Below are 11,475 nucleotides of genomic sequence, written 5' to 3' on the forward strand. Positions count from 1 at the left end.
GAGTGCCACCGGATCGGCGAGCCTCATCGTCGCGGCCCACGCGGGTCCGATCCGCTCCAGCACGCGTGCGAATCCGCCGCCGTGCACGAACTCCTCCTCCGACAGGCCGGCGATGCCGCTCTTGGAGGCGGTCACGGGCGGGTACGGGTCGAGGTTGGCCTCGGTGAGCACCAGCCGTGACACGAGCCCGGGCCGCCGGTGGGCGAGGACGATCGCCACCGCCCCGCCCATGCTGTGCGCGACGATCTCGGCGCCGTGCACACCCGCCTCGTCGAGCGCGGCGGCCAGTGCGTCCGCGTGGTCCTCCAAGGTGTAGCCGAAGTCCGCGGGCCGGTCGCTGATGCCGTGTCCGGGGAGGTCGACGAAGAGCGACCGACGCCCCGCCAGCACAGGATGGGCGGCGACATGTGCGTGGTAGACGGTGGAGGCGGCGCCCAGGCCGTGCACGTACACCCGCGCGGGTCCTTCTCCCGCGGCCTCCACCCCCGCGGACTCCGTCCACCCGATGAGGCTTCCCCGCGCGTCGAATCCGGCCTGTCGCATCCGTACCCCTCCCCGTCTCTCCGGATCCCGGCCCTCGGCCCTCGGCCCTCGGCCGTTCGGATCCTCGCCCGCCGGTTCTCCGGCGGCAAGCGCGACTATACATCGGCACCGTAGTACTACGTCAACGATGTACACCGAGCATGCGGCAGAATGTCGGCATGCTGGAGCTGGCCATCCTCGGATTCCTGTACGACGCCCCGCTGCACGGCTACGAGCTGCGCAAGCGCATCACCGCGCTCACCGGGCATGTACGCCCGGTCGCCGAAAGCACCCTGTACCCCGCCATCAAGCGGCTGGAGAGGGACGGTCTCCTGGTCCGTGAGAGCCGGCCCGGCCAGGCCGCGGCACCCCGCCACGTCCTCACCCTCACCGCCGCGGGCCGCCAGGAGCTGCTGCACCGGCTCGCCGAACCCGTGCAGCAGGACATCACCGACGAGAACCGATGGTTCACGGTGCTCGCGTTCCTCCGCCACCTCCCGGACGCGCCGGCCCGGGCCGCGGTGCTGCGGCGGCGGCTGGAGTTCCTGGAGCAGCCGGCCAGCTTCTTCTACGAGGGCGACCGGCCGCTGCGGGCCGAGGAGCTCGACGACCCGTACCGGCAGGGCATGCTCACCATCGCCCGCGCCACGAGCAAGGCGGAACTGGCGTGGCTGCGGCCCCTGTTGCGGGAAGACTTGTCGGACCGGCGGGCTACGCCGGACGGGTGAACCGTGCAGGGGAAGGGGCCAGGGTGTTCGGCAGAGTCAGGGGCATCGTCCGCAAGCTCCGTGTGTCCGGCCGCGGCAAGGAGAGGATCCCGGCGCCGCCCGCGCCCGGGCGGCCGCGGCAGCACAACATCTTCGAGGCCGCGGCGACGTATGTGTCCGCGTGCGCCGAGGACGATCAGCAGGGCATCGACGAGGCGTCGAGCTGGGTGTCCCCCGAGGCACTGTCCTTCGGGGTGAACGAACTGGCCTGCCGCGCGGTCATCGCCCTGGCCCGCGAGCGGGACGAGTCACCGCAGTCCGTGGCGCGCAGTCTCCTCGGACTGCCCGCCGTCTGACGCCGCGAGGGCCGGGTGCGCGGCGGGGCGGACGAGTTTCCCGCCGCGAACCCTCGACGACGGGGTTACCCACTGGTTAGGGTGCGCCGACGAACGATCGGATCGGGAGGGTGCTGTGGCCGGGACGGATGAGGCTGTCGACAACGACGCGCTCTATGTGCTGACCGCTCTGCTGCTGACACCCGCCCAGTTCCCCAGTGTGCTCGGCGACGACTACCCGGCGGCGTGTGCGTCGCTGGGGCTCGAGCCGTACACCGGGGGGTACGGACTGGTCCTCGGCCAGGACGGCGGCGGCGCCCGGTGGACGGTCGTGATCGACGACGTGTCGCTGGTAGCGGTCGCGATCGCTTCGTGGGACTGCGGGATGGAGTACGACCTGTCGCCCAGTGACCGTACGGTCGTCGCCTCCCTGCCCGGCTGGCCGCTGGCCGTCGCGACCGTCGCGCCGGGTGTCCCCGCGCCCCACGACCCGGACGAGGAGGAGGGCGGCGGCCCACCGCTCACCCCGCCCGAAGCGGACACCTGGGGCCCCGTTCAGCGCCGTCTGGGCGCGGACGAGATCGCCAAGCAGTGGGCGGGCTGGCGCGCCCAGGTGGCGGAGAAGGTGACGTTCGCCGAGCCCGACGCGCCGGAGGAGGAGCGGGCGACGCCGCACGAGGGAGTGCGGCGGGTGCTCAAGGAACTTCACGGCTATGTGGACGAGGCACCTCCGCTCGGGCGGGTGCGGTCGAGTTTCGCCCCGGACGGTGCGCGCATGCTGCGCGCGGACGGGCCGGGCTGGTCCCTGGTGGCCCGGACCGACGACATCGCGTTCGTGCTGCTGGACGAGGAGCCCGGCGAGGTGCTGCCGGTGGGGCGCGGCCCCGAACTGCCCGGTCTGCTGGAGGCGCTGGACAAGATGGCGGTACGCCCTGCCTGAGCCGCCTCTTGAGCCCCGCCTCCTGGATCCCACATGGCCGGTGGGTGTGAGGTGTGGGCCCGGCCCATGGCCGCGCGGACGGGACGACAGCACGATGTGGCGGCGCACCCACCCCTTTCGCCGTCCACTCGGAGGCCGCCGCCATGCGTCTGTCCCGCCTGTCATGGAGGACTCCGGTCCTCGCCGCGCTGCTCCTGGCGCTCACCACGCCGTCCCTCGCGGACGCGCGGCCCGCCGAGGCGGAGCCGGCACCCGGCCACTGCGCCGGTCGGAGCCGTCTGGACGTGCCCGGCGCGGACCTCCAGCAGTCGGCCTGTCTCGATGATCTGACGACCGCGGCACTGGCCGGAACCCCGTACACCGACATGGCGGACCAAGCCGGTCTGGCGGCCGTGGGCACCCACAACCCCTCAGGGGTGCCGGGCATCCAGATCGACGGCCATTTCCCGGACGATTCACGCCTCAACGCCACGCACGGCCGGCGGCATGACGCACAGTTCGTGATCCGGCTGCCCGACCGGTGGAACGGCGGACTGGTCGTCACGGGCGCCCCCGGCACCCGGCGGCAGTACGCCACCGACGCGCTCATCTCCGACCACGTGCTGGCGCAGGGCTACGCGTACGCCGCCACCGACAAGGGCAACACGGGACCGGACTTCTTCACGGACGGCCGCAGCCCGGGTGACGCGGTCGCGGAGTGGAACCGGCGCGTCACCGAGCTGACGCGAGCGGCGCAGCGCACGGTGCGGCAGCGCTACGGGCGCGGGCCGGCCAGGACGTACATGACGGGCATCTCCAACGGCGGCTATCTGACGCGCTGGCAGCTGGAGAGCCATCCGGAACTGTACGACGGGGGCGTGGACTGGGAGGGCGTGCTGTGGACCACGCGCGGACCGAGCCCGCTGACGGGTCTGCCGGTGACGGTGGCCAGGACCCTCGGCCGGGCCGGTGACGACGATCTCCTCGCCGCCGGTTTCGCGCCCGGTTCGCAGTTCCTGTGGCCGTACCACGAGAAGGTCTACTGGGGGCTCACCCAGAAGATCTTCCGTGCCGAGTTCGATCCGTCGTACGACCCGGGCTGCCCGGGTGCTTCGGCGGGCTCCTCGCCGGAGCAGATCTTCGCGGTCTGCCCCTCGGACGCGGAGTACGACCTCGCGTCCCGACCGCCGTCGGTGCGGCGGGCGCTGGCGAAGGTGGCGCTGACGGGCAGGATCGGCAAGCCGCTGATCACGCTCCACGGTGATCTGGACACGCTGCTGCCGATCAGTCAGGACTCGGATGTGTACGCGCGGATGATCGACGGCCGGGGACGCACGGCACTGCACCGCTACTACACGGTCGAGGGGGGCACGCACACCGACGGCCTGTACGACACCTATCCGGACCGGTTGCGTCCGATCCTGCCCTGCTATCGCTCGGCGTTCGCGGCGCTGACCGCCTGGGTGGAGGACGGCGCCGCACCGCCCGCGGACCGGACGATCCGCAGGCACGCGGGCGGTGACGTGGTCAACTCCTGTGCGCTGAAGTGACGGCCGGGCGCGGCCGGGCACAGAGACCGTGGCCGGCCCCGAACCCGTCCGCCGTGACCGTGGCCGGGCCCCGGGCCCGCAGCCCGGAGCGGCCCGTACGGCTCAGACCCGCTCCAGGGGCCGGTGCGGCCCGTCCGGCAGCTCCACCGTGATCGCGTCGCCGGGCCGCACGACTCCGCCCGTCCTGACCACGGACATGACCCCGGCCTTGTGGACGACGTTCCCCCCGTCGTCACGGCCGACGACCTGCTTGAGCAGCCCCCGCTGGAAGTTGTCTATCTGCGCGCAGGGGTTGCGCAGACCGGTGATCTCGACGGCCGCTTCGTCGCCGAGGCGCAGAACCGTGCCGGCGGGAAGGCCGAGCAGGTCCACGCCGCTCGTCGTGATGTTCTCCCCGAGCTCGCCGGGGCGGACCTCGAAGCCCGCCGCCCGCACCTCGTCGAAGAGCTCCTCGTGGATGAGGTGGACCTGGCGGAGATTGGGCCGGGTGGGGTCCTGCGCCACGCGGGAGCGGTGCTTGACGGTCACACCGGCGTGGACGTCGCCCTCCACTCCGAGCCCTTCCAGCAGGGTGATGCTGTCCCGGTTGGGCTTGGTGAACGCGTACTCGCTGTTGCTGCTGACCATGGCTATCCGTCCGCCGACGCTCATCGCGCGGGGCTCCCCTCTTCCGTGCCGGTGATCGTCTCCGACCCTACCCCCGGCACGGTCGAGGGAGATCTTCCAGGTCAGCGCCCGATCTGCTTGCGGTTGATGCGGCGGAGCCGGCGGCGCTGCGACGGGTCGAGCGCGAAGTAGGCCACCGCGGGCACTCCGACGATCACCAACAACGACAACCAGAATCCGATCAGTGGCATCAGGAGGATGCCTACGGCTACTCCCCCGATGGCGATCTTCGCGCCTGTCGACATTTCGTCGCCTCCTTCGCAGCCCCGAGGCCGCTCCTTGCTGTGAGAACGCGTCCGCGAGACCTCCGGTTCCACTATGCGCCGGTTTCCTGCCGCCGACGGCGCCGCGCCTCCTCCGCGCGGAGCTCTCCGCCGACCTCGTGCATATGGCCGAGGGCCTGACGGTAGGAATCGATCAGCCCGGTCTCCGTGTACGGCATGGCGAGCCGGCGGCAGTGGGCGCGTACCAGCGGCTGGACGAGGCGCAGATGGGGGCGGGGCATGCTCGGGAAGAGATGGTGCTCGATCTGGTAGTTGAGGCCACCGAGGAACCAGTCGGTGAGCATGCCGCCGCGGATGTTCCGGGAGGTCAGGACCTGCCGCTGCAGATGGCCCCAGCGCTCACCGCTGTCCGGGTCGGGCATCTCCATGCCCTTGTGGTTCGGCGCGAACGCCATGCCGAGGTGCAGGCCGAGCAGCATCTGGTGGAGCAGGGCGAAGACGAGGGCCTGGAGCGGGGTGAGGACGGTCAGCAGCAGGCTCGCGTACAAGGCGACATGGGCGATGAGCAGTCCGCCCTCGACCGCGCGTCCGCCGGCGGACCTGCCCTCCGCCTGCCGGGAGAACACGTGCCGGAACCCGTAGATCTTGAGGGCGATGCCTTCCAGGGTGGTCAGCGGGAAGAACAGCCAGGCCTGGTGGCGGGTGAGCCAGCCGCGGAAGCCGGTGCGGCCCTCGGCGTGGTCCTTGCTGAAGACCAGGACGTCGGGGGCGACATCGGGGTCCTTGTCGGCATGGTTGGGGTTGGCGTGGTGGCGGTTGTGCTTGTCGTTCCACCAGTCCTGGCTCATACCGAGCAGCAGGTTCCCGTGGCAGAGCTGGAGGACCCGGCTGGTCCGGCGGTCCGCGGTGATCTGCGCGTGACCCGCGTCGTGCGCGATGAAGGCGGTCCGGGCGGACAGCACGGCGAGCGGTACGGCGAGCGGCAGGACCCACCAGGACGGGCCGATGAGCACCATTCCGGTGACGAGGGCGGCCAGGGCGAGCAGGTTGACGGTGATGACGCGTGTGTACCAGCCGGTGCGGCGTTCGAGGAGGCCCTGCTCCCTGGCGGTCCGCAGCAGGGGCGCGAAGTCACTGCCCGCGGACCGCGCGGAGCGGCCGCCGGGGGGCGGGGCGGGCTCGGCGACGAGGGCGGTTGCGGTCGCCTGGGACATGGTGGTCTCCGGTCTCTCGGCCGTCGCGCCGGCCGGGCGCGTTCGACTTCGGGTCTGCTCTGACCTGAAGAAACGTATGAATTGGTGACCCTTCGCGACCATGGCGGCACCACCCGGAAGCAGCCGGGGGGATGCCGGTGGGGCGGGAGTGGGGCTGGCTCCACCCCCCTCGGGGGCGAGCCTGGGGTATCCTCGGCCGCTCCGGCCCGCAGTAGTCAAACTTGAGGAATGCGTCAACGCTGTGCACACGCTCCCCGCGGCAACGCTCTCCGACATCTCCGAACTCATCCCCTGCTCCGCCGTCTTCCTGCCCGCGGATCCGGCCCGCGCGGGCCGGATCGCGTTCTGGCGGCCGGACGGCGGCGAACCGCCCGCCGGCCCCGGGCCCGCCGGGGAGCTGACCGTGGCCGCGACGGGTGGCCGCACCCACGTGGTACGGGCCCGGCTGCTGTCCGTACGGGACGCCCTGCCGGTCCTCACCCGCGCGCGGGTGTCCCCGGACGCCTCCCCCGCCGCGGCGTTCTGGGGCGCCGCGACGCTCGTCGCCCTTCAACTCGCCGCGCGCGGACTGCTGTTGCCCGGCCTCACCGCGACCGACCAGGACGCCTGGCGGGCCGGACCGCTGACCGCCGAGGACCTGGACCGGATCCGTACGCTCGCGGCCTCGATGCCGCCCACCGCGCACGCCGTACCGCTCGACGCCGCCGCGCGGCCCCTGATGCTGCCCGAGCCCGAGCGGCTGCTGAGGGCGTTCCTCGACGCGGTCGCGGACGGGCTCCCGCGCACGCCCGCGGCCGCGCTCGCAGCCGGCGCGGACGCGTTCGCCGCGCAGGAGCCGCAGCGGCTGCCGCAGGCGCGCGCCTGGGCGCAGGATGTGGCCGCGGGCCATGACGCCGGCGTACGGCTGTCGCTGCGCGTCGAAGTACCGGGCCTGACCGACGACGACGCAGAGGCACCGTCCTTCCGGGCCGTGCTGCAGATGCACAGCGTCAGCGACCCCGCGCTCGTCGCGGACGCGGCAACGGTATGGGCAGGCGCACAGGACGCCGCCTTCGGCCCGCGCGCCCGCATGGACGCACTGCTCGCGCTGCGCCGCGCCGCACGCGCCTGGGCCCCGCTCGCACCGCTGCTGTCGGCGGCCGTGCCGGACGCGATCGAACTCGCCGACGAGGAGGTCACCGAGCTGCTCGGCGAGGCATCGCGGGCGCTCGCCGCGACCGGCGTGCAGGTGCACTGGCCCAGGGAACTGGCGCGCACACTGACGGCGCGAGCGGTCATCGGCCCGCAGGAGGAGGCCGAGGGCTCCGGCGCGGATCCGGTGGGCTCCGGGATGCCGTCGTTCCTCTCGGCGGACGCCCTGCTCGCGTTCGACTGGTGGTTCGCGCTGGGCGACCAGCGGCTGACCCGCGCGGAGCTGGACCAGCTCGCCGAGGCCGGCAGGCCCGTGGTGCGGCTGCGCGAGCAGTGGGTGCTCATCGACCCCGAGGAGGCCCGGCGCGTCCGTGCGCACCAGGACCACAAGCTCACCCCCGTCGACGCGCTCGGCGCCGTACTGACCGGCTCCACGGAGGTGGACGGGCACCGGGTCGAGGTCCGGGCGTCGGGCCGGCTGGAGCAGCTGCGGGAACGGCTGGCCGATCCCGAGGGCGGCCGCCTGGAGGTCGCCCAGCCGGCCGCACTCGCCGCGACGCTGCGCGACTACCAGCTGCGCGGGCTGAACTGGCTGCACCGGATGACCTCGCTCGGCCTCGGCGGCTGCCTCGCGGACGACATGGGACTCGGCAAGACCATCACCCTCATCGCGCTGCATCTGCACCGGCAGACCGACGGGTCCGCCGCAGGGCCGACGCTCGTCGTCTGTCCGACCTCCCTGATGGGCAACTGGCAGCGGGAGATCGAGAAGTTCGCGCCCGGAACGCCGGTGCGCCGCTTCCACGGGGCGATACGGAACCTCGAGTCCCTGGCGGACGGCGAGTTCGTGCTCACCACGTACGGGACGATGCGGCTCGACGCCGCGAGGCTCTCGGAAGTGGCGTGGGGCATGGTCGTCGCCGACGAGGCGCAGCACGTCAAGAACCCCTACTCGGAGACGGCGAAACAGCTGCGCACGATCGGGGCGAAGGCGCGGGTCGCGCTCAGCGGCACACCCGTCGAGAACAATCTGTCCGAGCTGTGGGCGATCCTCGACTGGACGACGCCCGGGCTGCTCGGCCGGCTCGGAACGTTCCGGGCACGGTACGCACAGGCCGTCGAGGGTGGCGACACAGCGGCCGGCGAACGACTGGCCGCGCTGGTACGGCCGTTCCTGCTGCGCCGCCGCAAGTCCGACCCGGGCATCGCGCCCGAGCTGCCGCCGAAGACCGAGACCGACCGGGCCGTCTCCCTCACCGCCGAGCAGGCCGGGCTGTACGAGGCGGTCGTACGGGAGACTCTCGCCGCGATCTCGGAAGCGGGCGGCATGGAGCGGCGCGGCCTGGTGGTGAAGCTGCTGACCGCGCTGAAGCAGATCTGCAACCATCCCGCGCAGTATCTGAAGGAGGAGCGGCCCCGGATCGCGCACCGGTCCGGGAAGCTGGAGCTGCTCGACGAGCTCCTCGACACGATTCTGGCCGAGGACGCGAGTGTTCTCGTGTTCACCCAGTACGTACGGATGGCGCGGCTGCTGGAACAGCACCTCGCGGCACGCGGCGTACGGACGCAGTTCCTGCACGGCGGTACACCGGTGGCCGGACGGGAGGCGATGGTGCAGCGCTTCCAGGACGGTGACGTACCGGTGTTCCTGCTGTCGCTGAAGGCGGCGGGCACCGGGCTGAACCTGACGCGCGCCGGTCATGTGGTGCACTACGACCGCTGGTGGAACCCGGCGGTCGAGGCGCAGGCCACCGACCGGGCGTACCGCATCGGCCAGACCCAGCCCGTACAGGTCCACCGGCTGATCGCCGAGGGGACGATCGAGGACCGGATCGCGGACATGCTGGAGCGCAAACGGGAGCTCGCCGACGCGGTGCTCGGCTCCGGTGAGGCCGCACTGACCGAACTGACCGACGCCGAGCTGGCGGAGCTCGTCGAGCTGCGAGGGGGCGCGCGATGACGCTGAGCGAGTACGAGGATGAGGACGAGCGGACGTTCGCGGCACTGCCGCCGGCCCGGGGCCAGGGTTTCGCGCAGACGTGGTGGGGACGTGTGTGGCTGAAGGCGCTGGAGGACACGGCGCTGGACTCGGACCAGCTGAAGAAGGGCCGTCAGCAGGCGCGGGCCGGGGCGGTCGGGGCCGTTTCCGTACGGCCGGGGCGGATCACGGCCGTGGTCAAGGACCGGGACGGTTCGGCCTACCGCAGCGATGTGCTGCTGCAGGAGCTGACCGACGACGGGTGGGCCCGGTTCCTGGACATGGCGGTGGACCGGGCGGGCCACATCGCGGCGCTCCTCGACCGGGAGATGCCGCCGCACCTGGTGGAGGACGCTGCGGGCGCCGGAGTCGAACTGCTGCCGGGCATCGGGGACCTGGAGCCCGAGTGCACCTGCGAGGCGTGGGATCTGTGTCCGCACGCGGCGGCGCTCTGCTACCAGGTGGCGCGGCTGCTGGACCAGGACCCGTTCGTACTGCTCCTGTTGCGCGGGCGCGGGGAGCGACGGCTCCTGGACGAGCTGCAGGCACGCAGTGCGGCGCGGGCCGAGCACGATGCGCGGCCGGCTCCGGTGCCGGACGGGGTACCTGCGGACGAGGCGTTCGCCGCGGCGGGCATCCTGCCGGCGCTGCCGGACGCTCCCCCGCTGCCGCCGGAGCCGGGGGTCCCGCCGTCGCTGGAAACGGAGTCGGTCCCGGCGCCGGGTGTCGACGCGGACGCGCTGGAGTTCCTCGCGGCGAGCGCGGCGGCGCGGGCGCGGCGGATGCTGACGGAGGCGCTGGCTCCGGGTCATGAACGGAAGCCTGCGGAACCCGACTTGACGATGGGTGAGGATGCGGTGCGGCTGGCCGCGACGGGTGGGCCGGGTGGGGACACCGCTGTCCCGGCGGCGGTCCTGGCACGGCTCGCGGCGGGTTCGGGCCGACGCCGGGCGGACCTCGACCTCGCGGTCCGCGCCTGGCGGTTCGGCGGGGCTGCGGCGCTCTCGGTCCTGGAGGACGAGTGGGTGCCGGACGAGGAGACGCTCGCCCGGGCGAACGCGCGGCTGGCGCAGGCCTGGGAGGAGGGCGAGCGCCCCCGGCTGCGGGGGGCCGGGGCGGGGCGGTGGACGGTGGTGGGGGCGGACGCGCAACTGCGTCTGGGCACCGACGGCCGATGGTGGCCCCTCGCCTTGGCCCGCGGCCGCTGGACCGTCGCGGGGCCGCCGGCCCCGGACCCGGCTTCGGCCCTGGCGGCCCTGCTTCCGGAGGGGTGACGCCCCGCGCACTCCGGGTCACCGGGGAGATGCGGGCGCCGGGAGCACGAGTACGAGCGTCGGTACGCATGCCGACGGCTGCCTCCGCCGGCATGCGCGCTCCCTGGCGGCGGCCAGGGCGGTCGACGTGGGATGCGGCTGCCCTTCCCGCTCCGTAAGCTCGTATACGGGGCTGCTCGCCGGACGGGCACCCACCACGCGGCGTGCGACGCCGCTCGCGTCCGGCTCCTTCAGCCGCCGACTCAGCACGTCCTGGCTCGCCTTCGGCAACGCGACATCACGTTCGGCCCGAGAGGCAAGACATGGCCACATACCTGATCAATCACCTGCGCATCCCGGGTGGCGTACCGAGGGAAGAGAACCTGGCCTATCTCGAGCAGGTGGAGGCCACTACAGCGCCCTACGGAGGCAAGTGGCTCGCGGTCGATGCCGAGGTTCAGGTCGTCGAAGGCGCATGGCCGGGCTCCGTGGTGCTGCTCGAGTTTCCCGACATGGCGGCGGCCGAGGCGTGGTACAACTCGCCCGAGTACCAGAAGATCCTGCCCCTGCGCACCGACCACGCGATCAATGACCTCATCCTGGTCGACGGTGTCGGGCCGCAGTTCACACCTGCCGGCTTCGCGCAGCAGATCCGGGCAGCGATCGCGGCGGCCGGCAACGGCAGCCGACCCTGACACTCGGCGTCACGCCGGGTGTCGCACCAGCTGCTCAGCAACGCATCGCCACTGACGCCCCTGACGTGGAGCCATTCATGACCACACCGCGGGACCTGTTGATCGTAGCCATGGACATGAACGCCGAGCCTCCTCCGGAGCAAGGCGATCTGTCGCTCGCGCTCGCGGGAGCCGAGGTGATCGACCTCCTGGACGCCCGAGCCGTCGAACTGGACGGCGATCGCATCGTGCCGGGCTACCGGCCGGCAATAGCCGATCGCCTGTTGGACGAGGCCGCGTCG

At 72.6% G+C, this 11,475-nt stretch carries 12 protein-coding genes; 8 read left to right on the plus strand and 4 right to left on the minus strand.

Going from position 1 to position 11,475, the window contains the following annotated elements; genetic code table 11:
- Positions 1 to 543 (minus strand): alpha/beta fold hydrolase (locus ACWGI8_RS28790; RefSeq protein WP_453665252.1); only part of this gene is annotated, 543 nt, incomplete at its 3' end.
- A 158-nt stretch (positions 544 to 701) separates the two neighbouring features.
- Between ACWGI8_RS28790 and ACWGI8_RS28795 the strand changes: the two genes are divergently transcribed.
- The 4 genes from ACWGI8_RS28795 (at position 702) to ACWGI8_RS28810 (ending at position 4,033) form a co-directional block, all read left to right on the plus strand.
- Positions 702 to 1,250 carry a PadR family transcriptional regulator gene (locus ACWGI8_RS28795; RefSeq protein ID WP_453665253.1) on the plus strand — a complete coding sequence of 183 codons (549 nt, stop codon included), beginning with the start codon at positions 702 to 704 and terminating at the stop codon, positions 1,248 to 1,250.
- A gap of 62 nt (positions 1,251 to 1,312) precedes the next feature.
- Positions 1,313 to 1,585: a hypothetical protein gene (locus ACWGI8_RS28800; protein ID WP_453665265.1), complete on the plus strand. Its 273-nt coding sequence runs from the start codon at positions 1,313 to 1,315 to the stop codon at positions 1,583 to 1,585.
- Positions 1,586 to 1,700: 115 nt separating this feature from the next.
- Positions 1,701 to 2,504 (plus strand): hypothetical protein, encoded by an 804-nt coding sequence (locus tag ACWGI8_RS28805; RefSeq protein WP_453665255.1) that lies wholly within the window; start codon positions 1,701 to 1,703, stop codon positions 2,502 to 2,504.
- Positions 2,505 to 2,647: 143 nt separating this feature from the next.
- The gene (locus ACWGI8_RS28810; protein ID WP_453665256.1) at positions 2,648 to 4,033 is read left to right on the plus strand and encodes a tannase/feruloyl esterase family alpha/beta hydrolase; all 1,386 of its coding nucleotides are present in this window, start codon (positions 2,648 to 2,650) and stop codon (positions 4,031 to 4,033) included.
- A gap of 102 nt (positions 4,034 to 4,135) precedes the next feature.
- On the opposite strand, the gene ACWGI8_RS28815 is transcribed toward ACWGI8_RS28810, so the two are convergent.
- The 3 genes from ACWGI8_RS28815 to ACWGI8_RS28825 all read right to left on the minus strand — a co-directional run bounded on the left by ACWGI8_RS28815 (position 4,136) and on the right by ACWGI8_RS28825 (position 6,137).
- On the minus strand, positions 4,136 to 4,684 hold the full coding sequence (locus ACWGI8_RS28815) for an MOSC domain-containing protein (protein ID WP_453665257.1): 549 nt from the start codon (positions 4,682 to 4,684) through the stop codon (positions 4,136 to 4,138).
- Between the two features lie 77 nt (positions 4,685 to 4,761).
- Positions 4,762 to 4,944 (minus strand): hypothetical protein, encoded by a 183-nt coding sequence (locus ACWGI8_RS28820; RefSeq protein ID WP_453665258.1) that lies wholly within the window; start codon positions 4,942 to 4,944, stop codon positions 4,762 to 4,764.
- Between the two features lie 71 nt (positions 4,945 to 5,015).
- Positions 5,016 to 6,137 carry a fatty acid desaturase family protein gene (locus ACWGI8_RS28825; protein WP_453665259.1) on the minus strand — a complete coding sequence of 374 codons (1,122 nt, stop codon included), beginning with the start codon at positions 6,135 to 6,137 and terminating at the stop codon, positions 5,016 to 5,018.
- Positions 6,138 to 6,378: 241 nt separating this feature from the next.
- Here ACWGI8_RS28825 and ACWGI8_RS28830 point away from each other — a divergent pair, with 241 nt between their 5' ends.
- The 4 genes from ACWGI8_RS28830 to ACWGI8_RS28845 all read left to right on the plus strand — a co-directional run.
- The gene (locus ACWGI8_RS28830) at positions 6,379 to 9,228 is read left to right on the plus strand and encodes a DEAD/DEAH box helicase (protein ID WP_453665260.1); all 2,850 of its coding nucleotides are present in this window, start codon (positions 6,379 to 6,381) and stop codon (positions 9,226 to 9,228) included.
- Positions 9,225 to 10,520 carry an SWIM zinc finger family protein gene (locus tag ACWGI8_RS28835; RefSeq protein WP_453665261.1) on the plus strand — a complete coding sequence of 432 codons (1,296 nt, stop codon included), beginning with the start codon at positions 9,225 to 9,227 and terminating at the stop codon, positions 10,518 to 10,520. Before ACWGI8_RS28830 ends, ACWGI8_RS28835 begins: the two co-directional genes overlap by 4 nt.
- Before the next feature lie 302 nt (positions 10,521 to 10,822).
- Positions 10,823 to 11,194, plus strand: a complete 372-nt coding sequence (locus ACWGI8_RS28840; protein WP_453665262.1) for a DUF1330 domain-containing protein — start codon at positions 10,823 to 10,825, stop codon at positions 11,192 to 11,194.
- Between the two features lie 77 nt (positions 11,195 to 11,271).
- On the plus strand, positions 11,272 to 11,475 hold a 204-nt coding region (locus ACWGI8_RS28845; protein ID WP_453665263.1), incomplete at its 3' end, for a GPP34 family phosphoprotein.

This window comes from Streptomyces sp. NPDC054841, from assembly GCF_053611045.1.

What these genes read in the sequence shown, in the direction of transcription:
- ACWGI8_RS28795 (WP_453665253.1), top strand. Translation starts at nt 702, where the DNA reads ATGCTGGAGCTGGCCATCCTCGGATTCCTGTACGACGCCCCGCTGCAC.
- ACWGI8_RS28810 (WP_453665256.1), top strand. Translation starts at nt 2,648, where the DNA reads ATGCGTCTGTCCCGCCTGTCATGGAGGACTCCGGTCCTCGCCGCGCTG.
- ACWGI8_RS28815 (WP_453665257.1), bottom strand. Translation starts at nt 4,684, where the DNA reads ATGAGCGTCGGCGGACGGATAGCCATGGTCAGCAGCAACAGCGAGTAC.
- ACWGI8_RS28820 (WP_453665258.1), bottom strand. Translation starts at nt 4,944, where the DNA reads ATGTCGACAGGCGCGAAGATCGCCATCGGGGGAGTAGCCGTAGGCATC.
- ACWGI8_RS28825 (WP_453665259.1), bottom strand. Translation starts at nt 6,137, where the DNA reads ATGTCCCAGGCGACCGCAACCGCCCTCGTCGCCGAGCCCGCCCCGCCC.
- ACWGI8_RS28835 (WP_453665261.1), top strand. Translation starts at nt 9,225, where the DNA reads ATGACGCTGAGCGAGTACGAGGATGAGGACGAGCGGACGTTCGCGGCA.
- ACWGI8_RS28840 (WP_453665262.1), top strand. Translation starts at nt 10,823, where the DNA reads ATGGCCACATACCTGATCAATCACCTGCGCATCCCGGGTGGCGTACCG.